The organism is Aquabacterium sp. OR-4 (assembly GCF_025290835.2).
In the GTDB taxonomy this organism is placed as follows: domain Bacteria; phylum Pseudomonadota; class Gammaproteobacteria; order Burkholderiales; family Burkholderiaceae_C; genus Pseudaquabacterium.
The window spans coordinates 194,203-219,507 of the sequence record NZ_JAOCQD020000003.1; the positions used below are offsets into that span (position 1 = coordinate 194,203).

The following is a 25,305-nucleotide window of genomic DNA, read 5'->3' on the forward strand; positions in this document are numbered from 1 at the left end:
GAGCATGGCCCGCATGAGCCAATTTTCTGCGCTGCCGCGGCTGGGCCTGCTGGGCGACAGCTTTCTTTATGCCGGCCATGCCGGCGGCCCGCGCGTGTGCCGGCATTCGGTGACCCTGGTGTGCGCACTCACCGCCCAGCCGCTGCAGCTGCTGGCCGCCGGCCAGCGCTTCACCGGGCTGCTGATGGCGGTGCGGCCGTTCACGCTGCGCCACATCGATGCCCCCGGCCAGGCCGTGGGCCTGCTTGATCTCGAGCCCTCGCATGGCCGCTTCAGCACCTTCACCCGCGCGCTGGCCCAGGCCCTGGGCGGGCCGCCGGTGCAGGTGCTGGATGCCGAGCGCCACCAGGGCCTGCTGAGCTGCGTGCGCGGCTTTGCCAGCGGTGCCCTGGTGGGCCGGCAGCTGCAGGCCGCGGTGCAGCTGCAGCTGCATGCCCTGGCCGACGAGCTGCCGCCGGTGCCACCGCTGGCGCCGCGCGTGCTGGCCATGATGTCGGCGTTGCGGCTCGAGCCCGCCTTGCCGCTGGCCGCGCTGGCCAGCAGTGTGGGCGTGTCGCCGGCGCATGCCTCGCGCAGCTTTGTCGAGGCGCTGGGCATCACGGTGCGGCAGTTCGCGCTGGCGCTCAAGATCCAGCGCGCGGCCATGCACTTTGGCAGCGACCGCTCGCTCACCGAGGTGGCCCAGCTCTCGGGCTTTGCCGATTCGGCCCACCTGTCGCGGGTGTGGGTGCGCTGCTACGGCGCCAGCCCCTCGCGCTACCTCGACGCGCTGGCCCAGCCCGGGCCCGGGCCCGGGCGGCTTGACCACGTCTGGCGCCAGCCGGTGCGCCTGGTCAGTGCCTGAGGGCGCGCCGGCATTGCGCGGCGCACCAGCCTCGGCGCCTCACCCCTGGCTCAGCCGGCTGCCGCCGCGGTGGCGTCGGCCCAGCCGCCGCCCAGCACCTTGAACAGCGTGATGCGGTTGCCCTGCTCCAGCAGCTGCAGGCTGATCAGCGCCTGGCGCGCGGCAAACAGCGAGCGCTGGGCGTCCAGCACATCGAGGGCGGTGTCCACGCCATTGCGCTGGCGCGCCTGCGACAGGCTCAGCGCCTTGGCGTACGCGGCCACCAGGGCCTGCTGCGCGGCCAGGCGCTCGGCCAGCGATTGCCGCACCGCCAGTGCATCGGCCACCTCGCGAAAGGCGGTCTGCAGGGTCTTGTCGTAGGCCGCCAGCTGGCTGTCGCGGGCCAGCTCGGCGCTGCGCAGGCTGGCCTGGCGCGCACCGCTGTCAAAGATCGGCAGGCTGATCGAGGGCGCAAAGCTCCAGGCCCCGCCCTGGAACAGCTGGCCCAGGCTGCGGCTGGCGGTGCCGGCCGAGGCGGTGAGGCTGATGCTGGGGTACAGCGCGGCGCGGGCCGCGCCGATGTCGGCCGCCGCGGCACGCAGCTGGTGCTCGGCCGCCAGCACATCGGGCCGGCGCTGCAGCACGCTGGACGGCAGGCCCTCGGGCACCGCCACCAGCACCGCGGCATCGGTCTGCAGGGGCAGCTGCGGCAGCAGCTCGGCGGGCACCGCGGTGCCGGCCAGCAGGTCCAGCGCGTTGCGGTCTTGCGCCACTTGCGCCGCATAGGCCGCGGCGGCCAGGCGGGCGCTTTCCACCGTGGCCTCGGTCTGGGCCACGGTGAGGGCGCTGTCCACGCCCAGGGCCTGGCGGCGCTGCACCAGGGCCAGGCTGTCGCGCTGGCTCTTCAGCGTCTGCTCGGCCAGCTGCAGCTGGGCCTGGTCGGCGGCCAGGCTCAGCCAGGCCTGGGCCAGCTCGGCCACCAGGGTGAGCTGGGTGCTGCGCTGGGCCTGCTCGGTCTGCAGATAACTCTCGAGCGCCGCGTCCTTCAGGTTCTGCAGGCGGCCGAACAGGTCGATCTCCCAGGCCGCGATGCCCAGGCCCGCGCTGAGGCTGCGGCTGCTGCTGGCCTGGCCGCTGCTGGTGGCCTGGCCCGGTGTGCGCGAGGCGCTGGCGCCGGCCGTGGCCTGCAGCGTGGGGCGCTGCGCGGCCGACTGGATGTCGTGCGCGGCGCGCGCCTGCTGCACGGCCAGCGCGGCCTGGCGCAGATCACGGTTGTGCTGCAGCGCCAGCGCGATGGCGCCGCGCAGCCGGGCATCGCTGACCAGGGCCTGCCAGCCGATGCTGCCGGCCTGCGGCTGGCCGCTGGCGGTGGCGGTGGCGGCAGTGCCGCCGGCCGGCCAGGCCGTGGGAATGGCCGCCGCCGGCGTGCCCTGGGTGGGCGCCAGGTTGGCGCAGCCGGTGGCCAGCAGCGTGGCCAGGGCCAGGGTCAGGGCCGACAGGCGTCGGGCGGGGGCACGGGCGGCCACGGGGCTGGCGTGGCCGGTGGGGCCGGCGTGGCCGGTCGGGCGGGATGGATGCGGGTTCATCACGAAACTCCGGTTCAGGCCTGCGAGGCGTCGGTGGACGGGTGCGCCGGGCCCGGCGGGACCAGGGGCTGGGCGGGCGGGGCCGCGCGCCGCCGGCCAAACAGGCGCCGCACCAGCACATAGAACACCGGCACGAAAAACAGGCCCAGCAGCGTGGCGCTGGCCATGCCGCCCAGCACGCCGGTGCCGATGGCGCGGCGGCTGGCGGCGCCGGCACCGCTGGCAATGGCCAGCGGCAGCACGCCGAACATGAAGGCCAGGCTGGTCATCAGGATCGGGCGCAGGCGCAGGCGCAGGGCCTGCAGCGTGGCCGCCACCAGGTCCATGCCCTGGTCTTGCAGCATCTTGGCGAACTCGACGATCAGGATCGCGTTCTTGGCCGCCAGGCCCACGGTGGTGAGCAGGCCGACCTGGAAGTACACGTCGTTGTCCAGCCCGGCCAGCGAGCTGAGCCCCACCGCGCCCACCACCCCCAGCGGCACCACCAGCATCACCGAGAACGGGATCGACCAGCTCTCGTACAGCGCGGCCATGCACAAGAACACGAACAGCACCGACACCGCGTACAGCAGCGGCGCCTGGCTGCCCGACAAGCGCTCCTGGTAGCTCTGGCCGGCCCACTCGTAGCCGATGCCCTGGGGCAGCTGGGCGATGATGTCCTGCACCGCCTGCATGGCCGTGCCCGAGCTCACGCCCTCGGCCGCGTCGCCCACGATCTCGAAGGCGCTCATGCCGTTGTAGCGCTCGAGCTTGGGCGCGCCATGCGTCCAGCGCGTGCTGGCAAAGGCCGAGAACGGCACCATCTCGCCCGCGCTGTTGCGCACGAACCAGCCCATGATCGCGTCGGGCGCCATGCGCCAGGGCGCGTCACCCTGCACATACACGCGCTTGACGCGGCCGGCGTCAATGAAGTCGTTGACATAGCTGCCGCCCAGCGCGGTGGACAGCGTGCTGTTGATGTCGGCGGCCGAGACGCCCAGCGCGCCGGCCTTCTTGTCGTCGATCAGGATGCCGAACTGCGGCGCGTCGTCCAGGCCGCTGATGCGCACCTGGCGCAGCGCCGGGTTCTGCCGCGCCAGCTGCAGGAACTGGTCGCGCGCCTGCACCAGGGCGGCATGGCCCAGGCCGTTGCGGTCTTGCAGCTGCACGGTGAAACCGCCGCTGGAGCCCAGGCCGCGGATGGTGGGCGGCTGCATGACGAACACCTGGGCGTCGCGCAGGCTGGCCAGCTCGCGGTTGGCGCGGCTGGCGATCTCGGCGGCGCTCTGGCCCGGGCCGGTGCGCTCGCTCCAGTCCTTGAGCCGGATGAAGGCATTGCCGCTGGCCTGGTCGCCGCCAATGCCGATGATCAGCGTGTAGCCGGCAATGTCGGCCTGCTGGCCGAGCCAGGCCTGCACCTTCTCGAGCGAGTTGTTCAGGCGCTCGGCGGTCGACCCCGAGGGCAGGCGCACCTGGGCCATCAGCACGCCCTGGTCCTCGGCCGGCAGGAACGAGGTGGGCATGCGGTGGTACATCCAGGCCATGGCGCCGACGATCAGCGCATACACCACCAGGGTGCGGCCGCCGCGGCGCACCAGCCGGCCGGCCAGGCCCTCGAGGCCGGCGGCGCCGCGCTCGAAGCCGCGGTTGAAGCCGCCGAAAAAGCGCCCCAGCAGGCCGGTGCGCGCGGCATGGCCGCCGCCGTCCACCGGCTTGAGCAGCGTGGCGCACAGCGCCGGCGTCAGCGTCATGGCCACGGCCACCGACAGCGCCATGGCCGACACCACGGTGATCGAGAACTGGCGGTAGATCTGGCCGGTCGATCCGCCGAAGAAGGCCATCGGCACGAACACCGCCGACAGCACCAGCGCGATGCCGACCAGCGCACCGGTGATCTCGCGCATCGACTCGCGCGTGGCCTCGCGCGGCGACAGGCCACGCTCGCCCATCAGGCGCTCGACGTTCTCGACCACCACGATGGCGTCGTCCACCAGCAGGCCGATGGCCAGCACCATGCCGAACATGGTGAGGCTGTTGATGCTGTAGCCAAAGGCCGCCAGCACGCCGAAGGTGCCCAGCAGCACCACCGGCACGGTGATCGCGGGGATCAGCGTGGCGCGCCAGTTCTGCAGGAACAGGTACATGATCAGCACCACCAGCAGCACCGCCTCGGCCAGGGTGTGCACCACCTCCTGGATCGAGATCTTGACGAAGGGCGTGGTGTCGTACGAGGTCACGGCCTTCAGCTGGTAGGGGAAGGTCGGCTGCAGCTCGGCCAGGCGGGCGTTCACCGCCTGGGCCACGCCCAGCGCGTTGGCGTCGTTGGCCAGCTTCACGCCCATGGCCGCGGCGGGCTTGCCGTTGTAGCTGGTCTTGACGGTGTAGCTCTCGCCGCCCATCTCGACCCGTGCCACATCGCCCAGGCGCACCACATGGCCGTCGCTGGAGGTCTTGAGCGCGATGTCCTGGAACTGCGCCACCGTGCTGAGCTTGCTGCGCGCCGAGATCGTGACGTTGAGCTGCTGCCCCTGCGTGGCCGGCAGGCCACCCACCTGGCCGGCCGAGACCTGCGCGTTCTGCGCGTTGATGGCGGTGGTCAGGTCGGACGGCATCAGCGCATGCGCGGCCAGCTTGGCCGGGTCGAGCCAGATGCGCATGGCATGCTGGGTGCCCAGCGTGGTGACATCGCCCACGCCCTCGATGCGGCTGATGGTGTCGACCAGGGTCGAGCTGATGTAGTCGCCGATCTCGATGTTGTTGGCGCTGCCGTCGGCCGAGTAGAACGACACCACCATCAGGAAATCGGTGCCGGTCTTGGTGACCGTGACGCCCTGGCTCTGCACCGTGGTGGGCAGGCGGGTCATGGCCTGCTGCAGCTTGTTTTGCACCTGCATCTGCGCCACGTCGGCATTGGTGCCCGAGACGAAGCTGATGGTCACGCTGGCGCTGCCGGCCGAGCTGCTGCTCGACGACATGGCCAGCATGCCGTCCAGGCCCTTCATCTGCTGCTCGATGACCTGGGTGACCGAGTCTTCCACGGTCTTGGCGGAGGCACCGGGGTAGCTGGCGCTGATGGTCACGCGCGGCGGCGCGATGTCGGGGTACTGCTCCAGCGGCAGCTGGGTGATGGACATCGCGCCGGCCAGCATCACCACGATGGCGAGCACCCAGGCGAAGATGGGGCGGTCAATGAAAAAACGGGCCATGGTGCGGGGCTCCTGTGCGATCAGCTGGCGGTGGCCAGGGGGGTTGCCGTGGCCTGCACCACATCGCCCACCTTGACCTTTTGCGCGCCCTCCACGATCACCCGGGCGCCGGCCTGCAGGCCGCTGTCGACCAGCCAGCGGTTGCCCACCGCGCGGGTGGCGGCAATGGCCTGGCGCCGCACCTTGTTGTCGGCGTCCACCAGCAAGACGCTGGCCTGGCCCGAGGCGTCGCGGCTCACCGCCTGCTGCGGCACCAGCAGCGCGCCGGCGGCCACGCCGGTGGGCAGCTGGGCGCGCACGTACATGCCGGGCATCAGCAGGCCATCGGGGTTGGCAAACACCGCGCGCAGCGTCACGGCGCCGGTGCTGGTGTTGACCGCCGGGCTGCTCACGCTCAAGCGGCCGGCATGGGCGTAGGTGCTGCCGTCCTCCAGCACCAGGCTCACGCGGGCCTCGGTGGCGCTGGCCGGCTGGCCGGCCGGGTCGGGCTTGCCGGTCTGGGTGGTCTTGGCGGTGCTGCCCGTCCTGGCGTCGGCCGCCAGCGGCTGCAGCCGGCCGCTGGCCAGCTCGCGCTTCAGGCGCAGCAGGTCGGCGCTGCTCTGGGTGATGTCGACCTGCAGCGGGTCCATCTGGCGCACGGTGGTCAGTGCCGTGGCCTGATCGGCGGTGACCAGGGCGCCCACGGTCACGGTGGACAGGTCGACCCGGCCGGTGATCGGGCTGGTGATCTCGGTGCGCTGCAGGTTGATGCGCGCGGTGGCCAATGCGGCGCGGGCGGCGGCCAGGTCGGCCTGCGCCTGGGCCAGCGTGGCCTGCGCGTCCTGCACATCCTGCTGGCTGATGGCCTCGATCTTCAGCAGCTCGGCGCGGCGCTGCGCGGTGAGCTGGCTGGTCTGCACCACGGCCTGGGCCTTGTCCACCGCAGCCTGGGCACTGGCCACCGCGGCCTGGTAGCTGGCGGGGTCGATCTGGAACAGCACCTGGCCGGCGCGCACCAGCGCGCCATCGGCAAACAGCTTCTTCAGCACGATGCCGCTGGCCTGCGGCCGGATCTCGGCCACCTGCGGTGCGGTGGTGCGGCCGGGCAGCTCGGTGGCGATGGCCACCTGCTCGGGCTGGATCAGCTGCACGCCCACCGCCAGGGGCCGCGCGGTGGCGGCGCCGGCCGGCGGCGTGGCGCTCTGGCCGGCGCTGCAGGCGGCCAGCACGGCGGCGCTGGCCAGGGCAAGAACGAAGGGGGCGATCGAGGGGCGACGCATGGCGGTGGGGCGGCTTCAGGCCGTGTTGCAGGCGCACGAGGCGCGATGTCAGCCATGGTGGCGGCGCAATGTGGAGGAAAAGTGGAGGCCTTGCGCGCCGCCCCGGCGCGCGCTGCGGCGCGGCGCGATTCGCCGACACTCCGGGGCATGGCTCTCCTGCGCTCGCTGCGTTCACTGCCCCGGCCCGGCATCACCGTGCGCCTGTTTCTCGCCGTGCTGGGCACGGCCGGCCTGGTGGTGCTGGCCATGGGCCTGGCGGCGCACTGGAGCTTCAGCCGCGGCTTCATCGGCTTTCTCAACCACCAGGCCGTGCTGCGCATGGAAGCCGCGCTGCCGCGCCTGGCCCAGGCCTGGCGCAGCCAGGGCAGCTGGGAGTTCGTGCGCGACCGGCCCGATGTGTGGTTCGAGCTGGTGGGCGTGGGCCCGCCGCGGCCGCACCGCGCCGATCCGCCCCCGCCCGGCCCGATGCCGCCGATGCTGGCCTCCGACCTGCTGGGCGCCGGCCGCCGCCTGACGCTGCTGGACGCGCAGCGCCAGCGCGTGATGGGCTTTCCGCTGATCCTGGCCGAGACGGTGCAGCGCGAGATCGTGGTCGATGGCCAGACTGTGGGCTGGATCACCATCGCGCCGCTGCAGAGCGTGACCGACGACGCGGCGCTGCGCTTCGAGTTCGAGCAGCTGCGCGCCAGCCTGCTGGCCGGCCTGATGGCCCTGCTGCTGGCGGCGCTGATCGCCTGGTGGGTGGCGCGCACGCTGCTGGCCCCGGTGCGCGCGGTGGCCGCCGCCACCCACCGCCTGGCCGCCGGCCGGCACGACACCCGCGTGGCCGTGACCGGCCACGACGAGGTGGCCCAGCTGGGCCAGGACTTCAACCAGCTGGCGCTCACGCTCGAGCGCAACGAGCAGACTCGCCGCGACTTCATGGCCGATGTCTCGCACGAGCTGCGCACACCGCTGGCCGTGCTGCGCGGCGAGCTCGAGGCCATGGAGGACGGCGTGCACGCGCCCACGCCCGAGGCCCTGCGCCTGCTGCAGGCCGAGGTGCGCACCCTCACCCAGCTGGTGGGCGATCTGCACGAGCTGGCGCTGGCCGATGTGGGCGCGCTCAGCTACCGCAAGACCGATCTCGACCTGGGCGCGCTGCTGGCGCAGGAATGCCAGGCCCTGCGCACCGCCTGCGCCGAGCGCCAGCTCACGCTGGACGCCGGGCTGCCCGCCACGCCGCTGCCGCTGCTGGCCGACGAGGCGCGGCTGCGCCAGCTGCTGCACAACCTGTTCAGCAATGCGCTGCGCTACACCGACGCCGGCGGCACGCTGCGCGTGCGCCTGGCCGCGCAGCACGGCCAGGCGGTGCTGCAGGTGGACGACTCGAAGCCCGCCGTGCCGCCCGAGCTGCTGCCGCGGCTGTTCGAGCGCTTCTTCCGCGTGGATGCCTCGCGCAGCCGCGCCAGCGGTGGCAGCGGCCTGGGCCTGGCCATCTGCCGCAGCATCGTGCTGGCGCATGGCGGCCAGATCGAGGCCCAGGCCTCGCCGCTGGGCGGCCTGGGCATCACGGTGCGCCTGCCGCTGGTGCGCCAGACCGCCGCCGTGAGATCCGCATGACCGAGCCGCGCATCCTGGTGGTGGAAGACGAGCCGCGCCTGGCCCAGCTGGTGGCCGACTACCTGCGCGCCGCGCAGATGCAGGCCGAGGTGCTGCACGACGGCCTGGCCGTGCTGCCGGCGGTGCGCGCCCGGCCGCCCGACCTGATCGTGCTCGACCTGATGCTGCCGGGCATGGACGGCCTGGGCATCTGCCGCGCGCTGCGCAGCTTCAGCGATGTGCCGGTGCTGATGCTCACCGCCCGGGTGGAAGAGGTGGATCGCCTGATCGGCCTGGAGGCCGGCGCCGACGACTACGTGTGCAAGCCCTTCAGCCCGCGCGAGGTGGTGGCCCGGGTCAAGGCCATCCTGCGCCGGCCGCGGCTGCCGGTGGCGGCCGATGGCGGCGCATCGGCGCCCGCGCCGGATGGCCTGGTGCTCGATGCCGAGCGCCACGCGGCGCAGCTCAACGGCCAGGCGCTGCCGCTCACGCCGCTGGAGTTTCGGCTGCTGGCCACGCTGGCGGCGCAGCCGGGCCGCGTGTTCTCGCGCGACCAGCTGCTCGACCGCCTGCATGACGACCAGCGCGCGCTCAGCGACCGCGCCATCGACAGCCATGTCAAGAACCTGCGCCGCAAGCTGCAGGCGGTGGATGCCGGGCTGGAGCCGATCCGCTCGATCTATGGCGTGGGCTACCGTTTCGAACTCTGACTGGACCGCCTTGCAAGCCCTTTTGAACGCCATCGCCACGATGGACCGTCGCGCCGACGCGCACCGCATCTTCCACGGCCGCGGCGGCCTGCACCCGGGCTGCGAGCACTGGGTGCTGGACAGCTTTGCGCCCGTGTTCGTGCTCACCAGCTTCCAGCCCGTCAGCGACGATGAACTGGCCGCCGTGGGCGCGGCGCTGGCCGAGCGCTGGGCACTGATCGCCCCCGGCGAGCCGCTGAACTGGGTGGCGCAGACCCGCCACGAAGGCCGCGCCGACACCCGCCTGATGGCCGGCCGCGTGCCCGAGCCGCATGCCGTGTCGGAAGACGGCGCGCTGTACCGCGTGCATGTGGCCAAGGGCCAGAACCACGGCCTGTTTCTCGACATGGCCGAGGGCCGGCGCTGGGTGCGCGCGCACTGCGCCGCCCATCCCGGCCTGGAGGTGCTGAACCTGTTTGCCTACACCTGCGCGTTCTCGGTGGTGGCGCTGCTGGGCGGCGCACGCCATGTGCTCAACCTCGACATGGCCCAGGGTGCGCTGTCGATCGGCCAGCAGAACCACCGCCTGAACGGCCTGGCCGAGGGCGCCAGCTTTCTGGCGCACGACCTGTTCAGCACCTGGGGCAAGGTCAACCGCGGCGCGCCCTACGGCCTGGTGATCGTTGACCCGCCCAGCTACCAGAAGGGCAGCTTCGTGGCCACCAAGGACTACGCCCGCCTGATCCGCCGCCTGCCCGATCTGCTGGCCCCCGGCGGCCACGCGCTGCTGTGCCTGAACGCGCCCGAGCTGCCCGAGGCCTTTCTGCACGAGCAGCTGCAGGCCCAGGCGCCGCAGCTGCAGTATCTGCAGCGCCTGGCCAACCCGCCGGCCTTTGGCGATGTCTCGGCCGACCGGGCGCTGAAGGTGTTGCTGGTGCGCGCGCCCGGGTGAGTGGCGGCGGCGACAATGCCGGCGATGCAACAGATCGACTTCACGCTGCGCGGCGAGTTCATCCCGCTCGACAGCCTGCTCAAGGCCACCGGCGCCGCGCCCAGCGGCGCCATCGCCAAGATGATGGTGGCCGAGGGCCGGGTGCGGGTGGATGGCCAGGACGAGCTGCGCAAGACGGCCAAGATCCGCGCCGGCCAGGTGGTGCAGTTCTCGGCCGGTGCGCAGGGCCTGCGCATCCGCGTGCTGGCGGCCACCGACCCGGCCGCTGCATAAATCATTCAGCCGCGCCCTCGCGCCGCGGCACCGGCCGGCCCTTAAGCTGGCGCCACCATGACCCCACGCCCCACCCTGATCGGCCTGGATGCCGACGACACGCTCTGGCACAACGAGCCGCTGTTTCGCCTGACCCATGCGCGCTTCGACGCGCTGCTGGCGCCCTGGGCCGATGCGGCCGCGGTGGCCGCGCACCTGGCCGCGGTGGAGCGGCGCAACCTGGGCACCTACGGCTACGGCGCCAAGGGCTTCACGCTGTCGATGATCGAGACGGCGCTCGATCTGTCGCACCGCCAGGTGCCCGGCGCGGTGCTGCACGAGATCCTGGCCGCCGGCCGCGAGCTGATGCACCACCCGATGGAGCCGCTGCCCGGCGTGGCCGAGGCCTTGCCGCGGCTGGCCGCCATCGCGCCGCTGGTGCTGATCACCAAGGGCGACCTGTTCCACCAGGAGAGCAAGCTGGCCGCCTCGGGCCTGGGCCGGTTCTTCCATGGCGTGGAGATCGTCAGCGAGAAGACCGCCGACACCTACCGCCGCGTGTTTGCCCGCCACGGCGCGGCGCCCGAGGCCACGCTGATGGCCGGCAACTCGGTGCGCTCGGACATCCTGCCGGCGCTGGCCGCCGGCGGCCGCGCGGCGCTGATCCCCTACCCGCTGGTGTGGGAGCACGAGGCCGCCGAGGTGCCCCACGGCCACGCCGGCTTTGTGCAGTGCGAATCTCTGGCCGCGCTGGCCGATTGGCTGGAAGGCCTGCCCACAGTGGCCCACCCGGCCCACCCCGCCCAACCGGGGCAGGCCAGCCCGGCTCAGCCCGGAGCGGGGTCTTGATCGGCGGCCGGGCCGGCGCTGCCTGCCACCAGGCCGGGCAGCGGGCGCTCGTCGATCGACTCGACCAGCCGCACATGGCTGCCGTCCGACAGCTGCAGCCGCACCCAGCGCATGTGGCAGGGCAGGATGCTCAGCGCGTCGCTGTGGCGTGCGCCGGTGTCGAAGCTGATCGCCGGCGGCGCGGGCTCGTACCAGCCGCGCTCGGCCAGCTGGCCTTCGGCACGCACGATGTCCTCGCTGGCATAGCGCCACAGCGCGCGGCCCAGCAGATCGCCCAGCGGCACATGGAACTGCGCCTGGCGCAGCGGCGATGCCGCCAGCAGCCGGTGGGTGAGATCGCAGATCAGGTGCACCGGCTCGCGCGACTGGCGCACCAGCCGGCCCAGCATGTGGTCGGCCGCGCTGTCCAGCCGCGCGGCCAGCAGCTGGCGCAGGCGCTGGGCCTCGTCGGCATCGGGCGCGGCGCGGCCGTTCTCCCAGCGCGACAGCGTGGGCTGCGACACGCCCAGCAGCCGGGCCGCATGCTCCTGCTTGATGCGGCGCAGCGCGCGCCAGCTGCGCAGGCTGCGCGCCAGGTGGCGGGTTTCGCCGCTGTGGATCACCGGATCGGTCGTCACGGCAGCGATTGTCGCCAAAGCGGCGCCGGGCTGGTTGCCGCGGGGTCGGCACGGTGAGCGCGGTGGGCCCCCCATCCGCCGCCAGACCGGTGCCGTCCGCATCGCCCGCCTCGCCCGCGCTGCCCGCATCGCCCGCGCCAGCCAGCCCGGCCGGGCTGCCGGCCGCGCCCTGGCCGGCCGTGCTGCTGCTGTATGCCGCCGGGTTGATGGCCGCGGCCCAGCTGGGCAAGCTGTCAGCGCTGGCGCCGCTGTTCACGCCGGCGCTGGGCCTGGGCCTGGCCGGCGCGGCCTGGGCCATCTCGCTGCTCGAGGTGGGTGGCGCCACGCTGGGCGCGGTGGCCGGCCTGCTGGCCCAGCGCTGGGGCCTGCGGCGCACGCTGCAGGGCGGCCTGGTGGCGCTGGCGCTGGCCGGGCTGGGCAGCGCCTCGGCGCAGGGCTTTGGCAGCCTGCTGGGCTGGCGCCTGCTGGAGGCCGTGGGCTACCTCAGCGTGACCGTCACCGCGCCGGTTTTGATCGTGCGCCTGTGCCAGCCCGCCGGTGCCCATGCCCAGATGCTGGCGATGACGCTGTGGAGCACCTTCGTGCCGGTGGGCCTGGCGCTGGGCGCCAGCGGCGCGGCCGCGGCGGCGCTGCCGCTGGGCTGGCGCGGCGCGCTGCTGGCCGGCGGCCTGCTGGCCGCCGTGCTGGCGCTGGCCATGCGCTGGCGCTGGCCGGCCGCCGCCGAAGCCGCTGCCGACCAGGCCGATGCGGCCAGCGAGGCCCGCCACCGCGCCGAGCGCGCCGCCAGCCATGGCCCCGAGGACAGCACCGCCCACCGCCTGGCCCAGCGCCAGATGGCCCGCCCGGGCGTGGCCGCCTGGTGCCTGGCGCTGGGCTTCGGCCTGTTTGCCTTGTTCGAGGTGGGCCTGCTGGGCCTGCTGCCCACGCTGCTGGTGCAGCAGGCCGGCCTGAGCGCCACCGCCGCCGGCCAGTGGACCGGTGTGGCCTCGCTGGCCGCGGTGGGCGGCAGCGCGCTGGCCGCCGTGCTGCAGCGCCACGGCGTGGCCGCGCGTGGCCCGGCCATGCTGGCGCTGGCGCTGCCGGCGCTGATGCTGTGGGGCATCTTCCGGCCGGCGCCCGATGCCGCCTGGGCCGTGGGCCTGGCCATCGCCAGCAACCTGCTGGGCGGCGTGTTTGCCAGCTATGCCTTCGCCATGCTGCCGCGCGTGGCACCACGCCCGGCACAGCTGGTGCGCGTCAACGGCCTGATCACCCAGTGCGGCGCCAGCGGCAGTCTGCTGGGCCCGCCGCTGATGGCCGCCGGCGTGGCCTGGGGCGGCTGGCACGGCGCGGCCGCGCTGGGCCTGCTGATCACCCTGCCGGCGCTGCCGCTGGCATGGCGGGCGTTCGCCGTTCGCCCGGGTGCTGCCTAGGCGCGTGATCCGCGTGATCTGCCCGATCCGCTCGATCCGCCTGGCGGGCGGGTGACTCACCGGGCGGGCCTGACGGGCCTGGTGGGTTTGATGGGCTTGATGGGTTTGATGCGCCTGGCCGGAGCGGCACGCTGCGGCGCAAGCCTGCCGTTCAGGCTATAAACCGGCGCATGCCAATGCTTGTGCGTCCGCAGGCCCTGCACCTGCCCAGCTACACCTCGGCACTGCAGCGCGGCTGGTCGGCCGACACCGTGCGGGGCGCCGCCGCGGCGGCCGACGAGCTGCAGCGCATCGCGCACGATGCCAGCGCCTTTCTGGCCTCGATGGAAGACCGCGAGGCCCAGGGCCCGCCGATCACGCTGCCCGACGGCTCGGTGGTGGCGCGCCTGCCGGGCCTGCGGCGCTGGCTGTGGGACGGCGAGTTCTGCGGCAGCGTCGGCCTGCGCTGGCAGCCCGGCACGGCGGCCCTGCCACCGCACTGCCTGGGCCACATCGGTTATGCCGTGGTGCCCTGGAAGCAGCGCCAGGGCCTGGCCACCCGCGCGCTGGCGCTGCTGCTGCCCGAGGCCTGGGCGCTGGGCCTGCCGCATGTGGATCTGACCACCGACCCCGGCAACACCGCCTCGCAACGGGTCATCCTGGCCAATGGCGGGGTGCTGGTCGAGGCCTTCACCAAGCCGGCGCAGTACGGCGGCCAGCCCGGCCTGCGCTACCGCATCCACCGGCCCGGCGCCACGGCGGCGCAGCCGGCCGAGGGACGCGCCGAGGGATCGGCCACATGAGCCGCGACTGCCTGCTGGCGCGCCGTGCAGGCCCCGGCCAGGCCACGCTGCGGCTGGCGCACGGGCGCTGGCAGATGCCAGGCGTGCAGCGCGTGCTGGGCGTGCAGCGCGTGCTGGGCGTGCAAAGCGTGCTGGGCGCATTGGGTGCAGTGGGCGTGCTGGCTGCACTGGTCGCACTGGCTGCACTGCTGGCCACCGCCCCCGCGCTGGCCGGCACGGTGTACCGCTGGGTCGACGATCAGGGCCGGGTGCACTATGGCGAAACGGTGCCCGAGCGTTATCGCGGGCAGTCGCGCGCCCTGGATGCCCCGGCCGCCGCGCCCAGTGCCGAGCAGCAGCAGCAGGCCGTCGAGCGCGCCCAGCGCGACAAGGCGCGCCTGGCGGCACTGGCGGCGGCCGCGGCGGCCTCGGCCGCCAGCGCTGCGGCGCCACCGGCCTCGGTCGCGTCGCGTCCGGTGGTCAAGCGCCCGGCGCGGCTGCCCGATGCGCAGACCGATTGCGCCACCTGGCAGCGCCTGTACCAGGAAAGCCTGGACTGCCTGGGCCCCTACCGCACGGTGCGCGGCGCGCTCAAGCCCGAGGCCCTGACCTACTGCAACCTGGTGTCGGAGCCGCCGCCCACCAGCTGCCGCATGCGCCTGCCCTGACCGCGGGTCCGGGCGTCCTGGCCGCGCCGTGCGGCGGAGGCAGGGGCGGGGGCGGGGGCGCGCGGCAGGCCCGCCCGCCCGCCTGCCTTGCAACTTGCAGCGGCTTTGACAGATCTGCCGCTGTTTTCAGGTGCGCTGCGCGGCTAAGCTGGCCGCCCCTTGCTCAGGCCCGTCACCATGTCCGCCTTGTTCCGCAGCCCGTCCCGGCTGATCCCGCTGCCCGCGGCCCTGCTGGCCTGGGTGGCGCTGGCCGCCCCGTCCGCCGCCCAGGCCATCGGCTGCGAGGAGCTGCGCCAGAGCATCGCCGACAAGCTGGCGCGCGGCGGCCTGCCGCAGGCCCCGATCGCCATCGTCGACGCTGCCTCGCTGCGCGGCGGTCGCGTGCTCGGCAGCTGCGAGAACGGCACGCGCCGGCTGGTGCTGCAGACGACCGAGCCCGGGCAGACCGCGGCCCTGCCCACCAGCGCCAGCACCGCGCTCAACCGCCCGCGCGCCAGCGAGCCGGCCAGCATGCGCAAGCCGGTGCGCAAGGACGACGTGATGCTGGTGGAATGCTTCGACGGCGAACGCTACCTCGACGGCCCCTGCCGGCGCTGAGCGCCGGCGCACGGCGCACGGCGCACGGCGCACGGCGCACGGCACAGGGCGTGAGGGCGTCAGGGCGTCAGGCGCTCGCCGTCGCGCGGCGGCTGGGGGTCGATGACCCGCAGCTTGCGGCTGCCGGCAAAGATGTCGCGCGGCTTCAGGCCATACACCTGGCGGATCGAGTGGCTGAAGTGCGTGCTGTCGGGGTAGCCGGCATCCAGCGCCACATGCGCCAGATTGGTCTCGCGGTTCACGTAGTGCAGCAGGCTGCGCGCGCGCTTCCAGGTGCGCAGGCTGCGAAACGGCGCCCCCACCTCCTGCTTGAACAGGTGCAGAAAGCGCGAGAACGACAGCCGCGCCTGCACCGCAAAGTCTTCGGCCAGCGCCGGTGCGGCGGGGTCGCGCTTGATGCGGTCGAGCACCGCCGCGATGCGCGCATCGATCTGCCGCGGCGGCAGCGCCCGGCCGAACAGCAGGTGGTCAAAATCCTCCAGCTGCAGATCCAGGCTCCGGCCGGCCGCTGCCAGCCGGGCATGGCAGGCGCGCACATGGGCCACAAAGCCGGCATCGTGCACCGCACCGCTGGGCTGGCGCAGCAGCGGCGGCAGCTGGGCCAGATCGACGCTCTCGGGCTCGAGCATCAAGGCCGCGATGTGGCGGCCCTCGCAGGCCACCTGGTGGCGCACATAGGGCTGCACCACCGCCAGATCGGTGCGCTGCCAGGCGCCGTCGAGCCCGCCCGGGCCATGCTCGGTGCGGATCTGGATGTCGCCATCCAGCGCCACATAGGCCCCGATGCTGCCCATGGTGCGCACCGACGGCGCGCCCAGCAGGCCCACATAGAACACCCGGTCGAGCGAGATCCACATCAGCCGGTCGGCACTGGTGCAGCGGCGCGGCGCATGCCCGCTGGCCGGCACCGACAAGCCGTCGGAGGTCGTCTGCATCTTGTTTGTCTCCTGGGGTGCGCGGCGCGTGCCGGCCCGGCCGCATCATCGTCGGGGCCGCCCGCCCCGGCTGCTGCCCAGGCGACAAAACGAGCCCATGCGCCAGCATAGGCACTGGCCAGGCCGCCGCGGCGCCGCCCGGCCACCCGACACGGCCAGACTTTCCCTTGCGGGTTAGCCCGTAGCGGGTGGGTTTGGCAGGGCCAGCGCATCGCCGCCGCCCACCTCCCGTCCCGGTGAACTTTGCCGGAGGTTTGCGGGAGCCGGCCTTCCTAGCATCGGCTGGCGGCTGGCCACCCCGGTGTGGCCAGGCGCTGTTCAGCCCCTCAACCCGATCTGATTGCCAGGAGTTCTGCCATGACCCCGACACTTTCGCGCAGCCTGCGGCTGCTGGCCTCTGCCACGCTGGCGCTGTGCGCCTCGGCCCACGCCGCCATGGTGGATGTGACCGTGACGGTGCAGAACCTGGTGCCCGCCCAGGGCATCAGCTTTGCGCCCCTGCATGTGGGTTTTCATGCCGGCCGTTTTGATGCCTTCAACCTGGGCGAGGTGGCCCAGGCGGCCATCGTGTCGGTGGCCGAGGGCGGCGCTGGCGGCGCCTGGCAGGCGGCCTTTGCGGCGGCCGATCCGCTGGCCACGCGCGGCACCGTGGGCGGCCTGCTGCTGCCCGGCGCCAGCAGCAGCCTGACGCTGCGCGTGGACACCGCGCTGAACCCCTTCTTCACCTTTGCCGCCATGGCGGTGCCCAGCAACGACCTGTTCATCGGCAACGACAGCGCCACCGCGCACCGCCTGTTCGACGGCCAGGGCCAGCTGGCCCAGGCCAGCATCGGTGTGCGCGCCAGCGAGATCTGGGATGCCGGCTCGGAGGTGTTCGATCCCGCGGCCGCGGCCTTCGTGGGCAACAACGACCTGCGGCGCCCGCAGCACTCGGTGGTGGCCTTCAACTTTGCCGAGCTGGCGGCCTTCAACGGCCTGACCACCGGCGCCGGCTACAGCGTTCACAGCGCCTTGTCGGCCGACAGCGAGGTCTACCGCATCGGCTTTGCCGTGTCGGCCGTGCCCGAGCCCGGCAGCTATGCGCTGATGGCCGCCGGCCTGCTGATGCTGGGCCGCATGGCGCGCCGCCGCGGCCTGCCGGCGGCCTGACTGCGCCGGCGTGGGCGCAATGTTCCAATCGGCCGCCGGCGCCGCCGCTTTGCGGCGCGGCCCTGCATGAACGAACACCTGCTGCTGGTTGAAGACGACGACGCCATCGCCGATGCGCTGCGCCTGCACCTCGAGGACGCCGGCTACCGCCTGCACCGCGAGGCCGATGGCCGCCACGCCATGGCGGCCATCGATCGCCAGCGCTGGGATCTGGTGCTGCTCGACCTGATGCTGCCCGGTGCCGATGGCTGGGAGGTCTGCCGCCACCTGCGCGCCCGCCATGCCGATGTGCCGGTGATCATGCTCAGCGCGCGCTCGGCCGAGGCCCACCGCGTGCTGGGGCTGGAGCTGGGGGCCGACGACTACATGGCCAAGCCCTTCTCGATGCTCGAGCTGGTGGCGCGCATCCGGGCGCTGCTGCGGCGCATTGCGCAGCTGCGCGGCAGCGGCCAGGCGGCGCGCGAGCAGTTCCAGTTCGGGCCCTTTCGGCTCGACACGGTGCGGCGCGAGCTCACGCGTGACAACCAGGTGCTGCCGCTGACGCTGCGCGAGTTCGACCTGCTGCTGTTTCTGCTGAAGCACCCGGGCCGGCCCTTCAGCCGCCATGAGCTGCTGCGCCGGGTGTGGGGCGAGGGCTTTGACGGTTACGAGCACACCGTCAACTCGCACATCAACCGGCTGCGCAGCCGCATCGAGGACAACCCGCGCGAGCCGCGCCGCGTGGTCACCGTGTGGGGCGTGGGCTACCGCTTCGAACCCGACGGCGGCAGCCCGCCGCCGCACCCGCCATGAGCACGCCGGGCCGCCCCCAGGCCGAAGGCCCGACGGCCCAGCCTGACGGTGCACCAGTGGGCCCGCCGCCGCGCGCCCGGCGCGCGTTCTCGACCCGGCTGTCGCTGGTGCTGGCGCTGCTGCTGCTGGCCTTTGGCGGCCTGGTGGCGCTGCTCGGGCGCCATGTCTCGCAGCAGCAGGAGCAGGAGGCGCTGCAACGCCTGTCGCATGGCCTGGCCGGCCACATCGTGGGCCACTGGCCCGAGATCAGCGCGCCCGACCGCGACGCCGCCGAGCGCAGCGCCCGCGCCGCCTTGCTGACCATGCTGATGACCGTGAACCCCGGCGTGCAGGTCTACCTGCTGGACGCCGACGGCCAGGTGCAGCACTACATCGGCGAGCCCGGCATGGTGCGCCAGCCGCAGGTCGATCTGGGCCCGGTGCGCGCCTTTCTGGCCGGCGCCGGTTTGCCGCTGCGCGGCACCGACCCGATGGGCTCGGGCGTGCCGCGCATCTTCAGCGCGGCGATGTTCCCGGTGCGTGCCGGCGACCTGCGGCCGCCAGGCTATCTGTACATCGTGCTCGATGGCGCAGCGCGGGTGCAGGTGGCGGGCCAGCTGGGCGCCTGGCCGGTCTGGCGCGGTGCGGCACTGGCCGCCGCCATCGGCCTGCTGGCCACGCTGGGCGTGGGCCTGTTCAGCGTTCGGCAGCTGACCCGGCCGCTGCACCGGCTGGCCGGGCGCCTGGCCAGCTACCAGCGCCACGGCGGCGCGGCGCCGGGGCCCGGCCCGGCCAGCGCCGCGGCGCTGCCGGCGCCGCCGCCGGTGGGTGACGAGGTGCAGGCCATCGAGCAGGCCTTTGAGCGCATGACGCAGCGCCTGCAGGCGCAGGCCGAGCGCGAGCAACACCTGGCCGCCGACCACCGCGAGATGATGGCCAGCCTGGCGCACGACCTGCGCTCGCCGCTGACCGCGCTGCACGGCCACCTCGAGGCCCTGGCCAGCGAGACGGCGGCCGGCGCAGCCCGGCGCGACACGCTGCTGCAGGTGGCGCTGGCCCAGAGCCGGCGGGTCAACCGCCTGTCGCAGCAGCTGTTCGAGCTGGCGGCGCTGCAGGCCCCCGGCCAGGTGCTGCAGCGCGAGCGCTTCAGCCTGGCCGAGCTGGTGAGCGACGCGGTGCAGAAGTTCGCGCTGCACGGCGCCACGCCGCAGGTCAGCCTGCAGGGCGTGCCACCGGGCCGCCTGGAGCTGGACGCCGACCTGCAGCTGGTCGAGCGGGCGCTGACCAACCTGATCGACAACGCGGTGCGCCACGCGCCGCCGCGCCAGCCGGTGCGGGTGAGCCTGCGCCTGGCCGGCGATCTGGCCGAGGTGCTGGTCGAGGACGACGGCCCGGGCCTGCCCGAGGAGCTGCATGCGCGCCTGGACCAGGGCCAGTCGCTGCGCGAGCCGCCGGTGCGCCGGCGCAGCGGCGGCCTGGGCGGGCTCGGGCTGGCCATTGCCCAGCGCGTGGCCCAGCTGCATGGCGGCAGCCTGCGCCCGCTGCAGGCACCGCAGGGCGGCACACGCCTGTGCCTGGCGCTGCCGCTGGCGGCCTGATCAGCGGCCGTGGCCCGACAGGAACTCCACCGTCAGGTCCCAGGTCTGCGGTGAGTTGAAGATGCCGATGTGGCCTGTGCGCAGCAGCGGGTCGTAGGCCCCCTGGCCGCTCAGGCCGATCTCGCGCGCGCCCTTCAGGCTGGCGCTGCGCGAAAAGTCGGTGGGCTGGCCCAGGCTGTCGATGGCCGGCACGGGCGGGATGAAGCCGTCCTGCAGCGGCATGTAGACGAAGCTGGCGTCGGTGTTGCGGATCACCAGCACGCGTGGCCGCGGCGTGATCTCGCGCGGCTGGTACCAGCCGGCCTCGTCGGCCGCGTTCAGGCGCTTCAGGAAGGGCGTGTTCGGCGAGCCCAGCTCCTGGCAGACCTCGCTGGCGGGCGTGAAGCCGCCCTGCGAGGCGGCCTGAAAGTAGTTCAGCGGCGACGGGCTGCAGTTGATGATGCCGCGGTTGGGGCCGTCCACCGCCACGAAGCGGCGCACCTGGTGGTGGGCACCGTCCTGGCGCATCCACTCGCGCGCCAGCGTCACGCCCAGGCTGTGGGCCACGATGTCGACCTTGCTGGCGCCGGTGTAGGCCAGCACCGCGGCCACAAAGCGGCGCAGGTCGGGCACGTTGGCCTGGTTGCTGTGGCCGATGCGCGAGCGCTGGGTCTGGTCGGCAGCCAGGTTGCACTGATCGCCCTGGTAGCCCAGGCCCCACAGCTCGCTGAGGGCCCAGCCGCTGTTGGCCAGGTGCTGGGCAAAGGCCTGGGCATTGCCGTAGCGGCTGCAGGCGGTGGGATAGGGCGTGTCGTTGTTGCCGTGCAGAAAGATCACCGGCGTGCGCTGCAGCGGGCCGGCGGCGCCGAAGCCGATCACCGGCCGGCCCAGCGACGCATCCTCGATGACCGGAAAGTTCTCCGGCAGACTGCTGCCCACGGTGCCGGCGGCCTGGGTCAGCGCGGCGCTGCCGGCCAGCACGGCGGCCAGGGCCAGCGTGCGTGCGCCCGCGTGGCGGCGCGGCGGCGCAGCGGTGTGCCGCGCAGTTTTGGTGTTGGGGTGGCTGCGTTCGATCATCCTCGTCTCCTGGTTTCGGTCACGACGGGGCAACTGATGGGCGCCGCGGCGCCGCCCGATCGATGATTCAGGCCGCGGCGAAGAAACGTTCCACCAAGGCGTACTGCTCGGGCGTGTTCAGCGCCGGGGCATGGCCGCAATCGGGCATGGTGACCACCACCGCGCGCGGGCCGCGGTTGCGCATGGCCTCGGCCACCTCGGGCAGCAGCAGGTCGCTGTCCTGGCCGCGCAGCACCAGCACCGGGATCTCCAGGCTGTCCCAGGCCGGCCACTGGTCGTAGTCGGTCGGGTGGGCGATGAACTGGCGCACCATCGCGGGGTCGTAGTGCGGTGTCACGCGGCCATCGGGCAGGCGGCGGGTGCTGGTTTCGGTGAGCCGGCGCCACTGCGCGTCGCTCAGCCAGCCATAGGGTTTGTAGACGGTGCGGAAGTACTGCTCCAGCTCGCCCACGGTGGCAAAGGCGGGCGGGCTGCCGGCATAGCTGCGGATGCGCGCCACGGCCGGTGCGGCCAGCTCGGGGCCGATGTCGTTCATCACCAGGCGGCGGATGCGGCCGCGCAGGCCCGCCGCCGCCGCGTGCAGGCCGATGGCGCCGCCCATGCTGGTGCCCAGCCACAGGCACTGGTGGATGCCCAGCTGGTCGAGCAGGCTCACCGCCAGCTGCTCGTAAAAGCCCAGGCAGTACTCGCTGTCGGGCGCCGGGCTCCACTGGCTGAGGCCGCGGCCCAGCGTGTCGGGGCAGATCACGCGCCAGCGCTTGCTGAGGTGCGCGGCCATGTCGTCCATGTCGCGGCCGGTGCGCGCCAGGCCATGCCAGGCGATCACGGTGTCGGCATGCTGCGCACCCCATTCGGTGTAGTGCAGCTCGCGCCCGGCGCAGACGAGGTAGTTCGAGGTGGGGTCCATGGCGGTCTCGCTGGCGGCCGGGTTCAGGGGTGGAAGCGCAGCGCCATCGCACGCAGCTTGCCCACCACGCCGCTGGGAAAGTGGTACACGCTCAGCACGAACAGCACGCCCAGCCACAGCAGCCAGCGGTCGGGCGACACCAGGGCATTGAGCACCGGCACCTCGGCCACCGCGCTGGCGCCCAGGGTCAGCAGGTCTTGCAGGTAGTTCTGCGCCAGCACGAACAGCACGCTGCCCAGCACCGCGCCATACATCGTGCCCATGCCGCCGATCACCACGATCAGCAGGATGTCGAGCATGATCTCGAAGCTCAGCGTGGTGTCGGGCCCGGTGTAGCGCAGCCACAGCGCCAGCAGTGCGCCGGCCACCGTGGCAAACAGCGCCGCCAGCACATTGCTCAGCGTGCGGAACACCACCGTGCGGTAGCCGATGGCCTCGGCGCGGAAGTCGTTCTCGCGGATGGCCTGCAGCACGCGGCCGAAGGGCGAGTTGACGATGCGCAGCAGCAGCAGAAACAGCAGCGCCACGGCCACGAAGATGGCGTAGTAGGCAAACAGCTTGCCGTCCACCGTCACGCCCAGCAGCGGGTTCTCGAAGGGCTCGAAGCTGGGGCTCAGCCAGGCCGGGTTCTTGAAGCTCAGGCCGTCCTCGCCGCCGGTCAGCTCGCTCATCTGCGAGGCCAGGGTCTGGAAGGCCGAGGCCACGGCCAGCGTGATCATCGCGTAGAAGATGGCCTTGACCCGCAGCGAGAACAGCCCGATCACCAGCGACAGCAGCAGCGACACCGCCAGCGCCGCGGCCAGGCCCAGCCCCACCGCGCCCCAGCCCTCGCCCAGGCGGGTGCTGGCGATGGCCACGCCGTAGGCACCGATGCCGAAGAACATGGTGTGCGCAAAGCTCACGATGCCGGTGTAGCCCAGCAGCAGGTCGTAGCTGGCCACCAGCAGGATGAACACCAGCATCTTGGCCGCCACACCCAGCGCCTTGCTGCCCGGAAAGGCAAACGGCGCCACCGCCAGGGCCACGGCGATGACGATCAGCGCCAGCGCCAGCCAGCGGCTGCGTGGCAGGTCGTGCGAGAGGATTCGATTCAGCATGACCGGGCGCTCAACGGTTGGTGACCGGGTACAGGCCCTGCGGCCGCCACAGCAGGATGGCCACCATCAGGCCGATGTTCGAGAACAAGGCCACCTTGGGCGCCAGAAAGCCGGTGTAGTTGGCCATCAGGCCCACCAGCAGCGCACCCACAAAGCAGCCCAGCGTGCTGCCCAGGCCGCCGATGATGATGACGATGAAGGTCAGCGTATTGACCTGGGCGCCGATCTGCGGCGTGACGTTCTGCTGGTACAGGCCCCACAGCACGCCGCCCAGGCCGGCCAGGCCCGAGCCGGCCACGAACACGCCGACAAACAGGCGCTTGATGCGGTAGCCCAGGCTCTCGACCATCTCGCGGTCCTGCACGCCGGCGCGGATCAGCAGGCCCACCTTGGTGCGGTTGAGCGTGAAGGCCATGGCCGCAAACACCGCCAGGCCGATCAGCGAGGCCAGTACGCGGTACTTCTCGACCGCGGCGTCGCCGACATACCAGGCGCCGCGCAGCGCCTCGGGCAGCGGCAGCGCAATCTGCAGCGGGCCCCAGATCACCTTGATGATCTCCTCGCCCACGATCATGCCGCCCATGGTGATCAATATCTGCTTGAGGTGCAGGCCGTACACCGGCCGCACGATCACGCGCTCGAAGGCCCAGCCGATGGCGCCGGCCACGGCCATGGCCACCCCCATGGCGGCAAAGATGCTGACGATCTGGCTCAGGCCCGAATCGCCGGCCCAGCCGGCCATGCCGCCCATCACGCTGGTGGCCACGAAGGCACCGAGCGCGATGAACACGCCGTGGCCGAAGTTCAGCACGTCCATCAGGCCGAACACCAGGGTCAGGCCCGAGGCGATGACGAAGATGATCAGGCCCATCGCCAGCCCGGCCACGGTGAGCGTGACCCAGGTGCTGCCGCTGCCCACGGCGGGCAGGCCGATGGCCATCAGCGCCAGCAGCAGAAAGATCGGCTTCCAGTCGAAGTTCGCCTTCGGAATGGCCGCGGCGGCGGTGGCCGGCGCGGCAACGGTGGTGGCGCTCATTGGTGGGCTCCGAGAGAAAGGCCCAGAAGGCGTTGTTGCAGCGATTCGTCTTCGGCCAGTTCCTGCATGCGGCCGCGGTGCACCACGCGGCCGTCGTCCATCACGGCCACGCTGTCGCCCAGGGCCTTGGCCATCATGAAGTTCTGCTCCACCAGCAAGATGGTGGTCTGCTGGCGCTTCAGCTCATTGAAGGCGGTGATCAGGTTCTGGATGATCGACGGCGCCAGGCCCTTGCTGGGCTCGTCGATCAGGATCAGCGCGCGCGGCTCGCAGATGGCGCGGGCCACGGCCAGCATCTGCTTCTGGCCGCCGCTCAGCTTGCCTGCCGGGTAGAGCCAGAACTTCCTGAGTGCCGGAAACAGGCCGAAGATCCATTCCAGGCGCTGCGTGTCCAGCTCGCCGGCATGGCGGGCCGAGCGGGCGGCCAGCACCATGTTGTCCTTCACCGTGAGGTCGCTGAAGATGCCCATGTTCTCGGGCACGTAGGCGATGCCGCGCGTGGCGATGTCGGGCGTGGCCAGGCCGTTGAGCGCACGGCCCTGGAACGCCAGCTGGCCCTGGCTGGCCTGCCACAGGCCCATGATGGTGCGCAGCGTGGTGGTCTTGCCGGCGCCGTTGCGGCCCAGCAGCATGGTCACCTCGCCGGCCGGCACCTCGAAGTCGACGCCATGCAGGATGTGGTACGCGCCGATGTGGGTGTGCACGCCCTTGAGCGTGAGGATGGGGCGGGTGCTCATGCTTCTTCTTCTGCCGCCATGCCCAGATAGGCTTGTTGAACGACAGGCGAGGCGATCACCGTGGCCGGCTCGCCATCGGCCACCAGCTGGCCGTTGTGCAGCACGATGATGCGGTCGCTCAGCTCGCGCACCACGTCCATCTTGTGTTCCACCAGCAAGATGGTGCAGTCGCGCTTTTTCTTGAGTGCGCGGATGAGGTCCAGGATCACCGGCACCTCGTCCACGCTCATGCCGGCGGTGGGTTCGTCGAACATGAACACCTTGGGGTCGAGGGCGATCAGCATCGCCACCTCGAGCTTGCGCTGGTCGCCATGCGGCAGGGCGCTGGCGTGCACATCGTGCTTGTCGGCCAGGCGCACCTGCTCGAGGATGGCCTGGGCTTCGCTGATCCAGGCCTTGCGGTCGAGCCACACGCGCAGCAGATCCACCCCGCCCAGGCCGCCGCCGTTGCCGCGGCCCGCCTCGCGCGCCTGGATGGCCAGGCGCACGTTCTCGCGCACCGTGAGGTTGGGGAACAGCTGCGTGAGCTGGAAGGCCCGCCCCAGCCCGCGCCGCGTGCGCAGCGGGGCCGGCAGCGCGGTGATGTCCTCGCCATCCAGCAGCACCTGCCCCTCGCTGGCCGGCAACTGGCCCGAGATCAGGTTGAAGTAGGTGGTCTTGCCGGCGCCATTGGGGCCGACGATGGCGGTGAGCGTGCCGGGCGCGAAGGCGCACGAGACATGGTCCACCGCCACGTGGCCGCCGAAGCGGATGGTGAGGTTCTTGGTTTCGAGCATGGGTGCGGGGCG

24 protein-coding genes are annotated in these 25,305 nt (G+C 72.6%); 13 read left to right on the forward strand and 11 right to left on the reverse strand.

Annotated features, from left to right (window positions below; translation table 11 throughout):
- Positions 1-13 precede the first annotated feature (13 nt).
- Positions 14-844: a helix-turn-helix domain-containing protein gene (locus N4G63_RS22885; protein WP_260789935.1), complete on the forward strand. Its 831-nt coding sequence runs from the start codon at positions 14-16 to the stop codon at positions 842-844.
- A gap of 50 nt (positions 845-894) precedes the next feature.
- Here the strand turns inward: N4G63_RS22885 and N4G63_RS22890 are convergent, their stop codons facing one another.
- From N4G63_RS22890 to N4G63_RS22900, 3 genes are read right to left on the reverse strand one after another with little or no spacing between them, the layout of a single operon-like run.
- Positions 895-2,409: an efflux transporter outer membrane subunit gene (locus tag N4G63_RS22890; protein WP_260789936.1), complete on the reverse strand. Its 1,515-nt coding sequence runs from the start codon at positions 2,407-2,409 to the stop codon at positions 895-897.
- 14 nt (positions 2,410-2,423) lie between these two features.
- Entirely contained in the window at positions 2,424-5,594 is a 3,171-nt protein-coding gene (locus N4G63_RS22895) for an efflux RND transporter permease subunit (RefSeq protein WP_314600359.1), read from the reverse strand.
- 20 nt (positions 5,595-5,614) lie between these two features.
- Positions 5,615-6,853, reverse strand: a complete 1,239-nt coding sequence (locus tag N4G63_RS22900; RefSeq protein WP_260789938.1) for an efflux RND transporter periplasmic adaptor subunit — start codon at positions 6,851-6,853, stop codon at positions 5,615-5,617.
- A gap of 147 nt (positions 6,854-7,000) precedes the next feature.
- Here N4G63_RS22900 and N4G63_RS22905 point away from each other — a divergent pair, with 147 nt between their 5' ends.
- From N4G63_RS22905 to N4G63_RS22925, 5 genes are read left to right on the forward strand one after another with little or no spacing between them, the layout of a single operon-like run.
- Positions 7,001-8,455 (forward strand): ATP-binding protein, encoded by a 1,455-nt coding sequence (locus N4G63_RS22905; RefSeq protein WP_260789939.1) that lies wholly within the window; start codon positions 7,001-7,003, stop codon positions 8,453-8,455.
- Complete coding sequence (locus N4G63_RS22910; RefSeq protein WP_260789940.1) at positions 8,452-9,144, forward strand: response regulator; 693 nt, start codon at positions 8,452-8,454, stop codon at positions 9,142-9,144. The genes N4G63_RS22905 and N4G63_RS22910 overlap by 4 nt, the downstream gene beginning before the upstream one ends.
- A gap of 10 nt (positions 9,145-9,154) precedes the next feature.
- A complete protein-coding gene (locus tag N4G63_RS22915; protein WP_260789941.1) occupies positions 9,155-10,075 on the forward strand; it encodes a class I SAM-dependent methyltransferase in 921 nt (306 codons plus the stop codon).
- A 24-nt stretch (positions 10,076-10,099) separates the two neighbouring features.
- Positions 10,100-10,348 (forward strand): RNA-binding S4 domain-containing protein, encoded by a 249-nt coding sequence (locus tag N4G63_RS22920; protein WP_260789942.1) that lies wholly within the window; start codon positions 10,100-10,102, stop codon positions 10,346-10,348.
- Between the two features lie 57 nt (positions 10,349-10,405).
- Positions 10,406-11,176: an HAD family hydrolase gene (locus tag N4G63_RS22925; protein WP_260789943.1), complete on the forward strand. Its 771-nt coding sequence runs from the start codon at positions 10,406-10,408 to the stop codon at positions 11,174-11,176.
- On the opposite strand, the gene N4G63_RS22930 is transcribed toward N4G63_RS22925, so the two are convergent.
- Positions 11,155-11,793 (reverse strand): helix-turn-helix transcriptional regulator, encoded by a 639-nt coding sequence (locus tag N4G63_RS22930; RefSeq protein ID WP_260789944.1) that lies wholly within the window; start codon positions 11,791-11,793, stop codon positions 11,155-11,157. The genes N4G63_RS22925 and N4G63_RS22930 overlap by 22 nt on opposite strands.
- Positions 11,794-11,882: 89 nt before the next feature.
- Between N4G63_RS22930 and N4G63_RS22935 the strand changes: the two genes are divergently transcribed.
- The 4 genes from N4G63_RS22935 to N4G63_RS22950 all read left to right on the forward strand — a co-directional run bounded on the left by N4G63_RS22935 (position 11,883) and on the right by N4G63_RS22950 (position 15,231).
- Entirely contained in the window at positions 11,883-13,205 is a 1,323-nt protein-coding gene (locus N4G63_RS22935) for an MFS transporter (protein WP_314600360.1), read from the forward strand.
- 170 nt (positions 13,206-13,375) lie between these two features.
- Positions 13,376-13,987, forward strand: coding sequence for a GNAT family N-acetyltransferase (locus N4G63_RS22940; protein WP_260789947.1), 612 nt, complete (start codon positions 13,376-13,378; stop codon positions 13,985-13,987).
- Positions 13,984-14,634, forward strand: a complete 651-nt coding sequence (locus N4G63_RS22945; RefSeq protein ID WP_260789948.1) for a DUF4124 domain-containing protein — start codon at positions 13,984-13,986, stop codon at positions 14,632-14,634. Before N4G63_RS22940 ends, N4G63_RS22945 begins: the two co-directional genes overlap by 4 nt.
- A 177-nt stretch (positions 14,635-14,811) precedes the next feature.
- The gene (locus N4G63_RS22950; RefSeq protein ID WP_260789949.1) at positions 14,812-15,231 is read left to right on the forward strand and encodes a DUF1161 domain-containing protein; all 420 of its coding nucleotides are present in this window, start codon (positions 14,812-14,814) and stop codon (positions 15,229-15,231) included.
- Between the two features lie 59 nt (positions 15,232-15,290).
- Here the strand turns inward: N4G63_RS22950 and N4G63_RS22955 are convergent, their stop codons facing one another.
- The gene (locus N4G63_RS22955) at positions 15,291-16,166 is read right to left on the reverse strand and encodes a helix-turn-helix domain-containing protein (protein ID WP_260789950.1); all 876 of its coding nucleotides are present in this window, start codon (positions 16,164-16,166) and stop codon (positions 15,291-15,293) included.
- Positions 16,167-16,523: 357 nt separating this feature from the next.
- Between N4G63_RS22955 and N4G63_RS22960 the strand changes: the two genes are divergently transcribed.
- The 3 genes from N4G63_RS22960 (at position 16,524) to N4G63_RS22970 (ending at position 19,684) form a co-directional block, all read left to right on the forward strand.
- Entirely contained in the window at positions 16,524-17,315 is a 792-nt protein-coding gene (locus N4G63_RS22960) for a spondin domain-containing protein (protein WP_260789951.1), read from the forward strand.
- A gap of 66 nt (positions 17,316-17,381) precedes the next feature.
- Positions 17,382-18,107, forward strand: a complete 726-nt coding sequence (locus N4G63_RS22965) for a response regulator transcription factor (RefSeq protein WP_260789952.1) — start codon at positions 17,382-17,384, stop codon at positions 18,105-18,107.
- The gene (locus N4G63_RS22970) at positions 18,104-19,684 is read left to right on the forward strand and encodes a sensor histidine kinase (RefSeq protein ID WP_314600361.1); all 1,581 of its coding nucleotides are present in this window, start codon (positions 18,104-18,106) and stop codon (positions 19,682-19,684) included. The genes N4G63_RS22965 and N4G63_RS22970 overlap by 4 nt, the downstream gene beginning before the upstream one ends.
- Here the strand turns inward: N4G63_RS22970 and N4G63_RS22975 are convergent, their stop codons facing one another.
- The 6 genes from N4G63_RS22975 to N4G63_RS23000 all read right to left on the reverse strand — a co-directional run bounded on the left by N4G63_RS22975 (position 19,685) and on the right by N4G63_RS23000 (position 25,293).
- Positions 19,685-20,740, reverse strand: coding sequence for an alpha/beta hydrolase family protein (locus N4G63_RS22975; protein WP_260789954.1), 1,056 nt, complete (start codon positions 20,738-20,740; stop codon positions 19,685-19,687).
- Positions 20,741-20,807: 67 nt separating this feature from the next.
- Positions 20,808-21,647, reverse strand: coding sequence for an alpha/beta fold hydrolase (locus N4G63_RS22980; RefSeq protein WP_260790217.1), 840 nt, complete (start codon positions 21,645-21,647; stop codon positions 20,808-20,810).
- A 23-nt stretch (positions 21,648-21,670) separates the two neighbouring features.
- The gene (locus N4G63_RS22985; RefSeq protein WP_314600362.1) at positions 21,671-22,744 is read right to left on the reverse strand and encodes a branched-chain amino acid ABC transporter permease; all 1,074 of its coding nucleotides are present in this window, start codon (positions 22,742-22,744) and stop codon (positions 21,671-21,673) included.
- Between the two features lie 10 nt (positions 22,745-22,754).
- The gene (locus tag N4G63_RS22990) at positions 22,755-23,780 is read right to left on the reverse strand and encodes a branched-chain amino acid ABC transporter permease (protein ID WP_260789955.1); all 1,026 of its coding nucleotides are present in this window, start codon (positions 23,778-23,780) and stop codon (positions 22,755-22,757) included.
- The gene (locus N4G63_RS22995) at positions 23,777-24,517 is read right to left on the reverse strand and encodes an ABC transporter ATP-binding protein (protein ID WP_260789956.1); all 741 of its coding nucleotides are present in this window, start codon (positions 24,515-24,517) and stop codon (positions 23,777-23,779) included. The genes N4G63_RS22990 and N4G63_RS22995 overlap by 4 nt, the downstream gene beginning before the upstream one ends.
- Positions 24,514-25,293 carry an ABC transporter ATP-binding protein gene (locus tag N4G63_RS23000; RefSeq protein ID WP_260789957.1) on the reverse strand — a complete coding sequence of 260 codons (780 nt, stop codon included), beginning with the start codon at positions 25,291-25,293 and terminating at the stop codon, positions 24,514-24,516. Before N4G63_RS23000 ends, N4G63_RS22995 begins: the two co-directional genes overlap by 4 nt.
- Between the last annotated feature and the right edge of the window lie 12 nt (positions 25,294-25,305).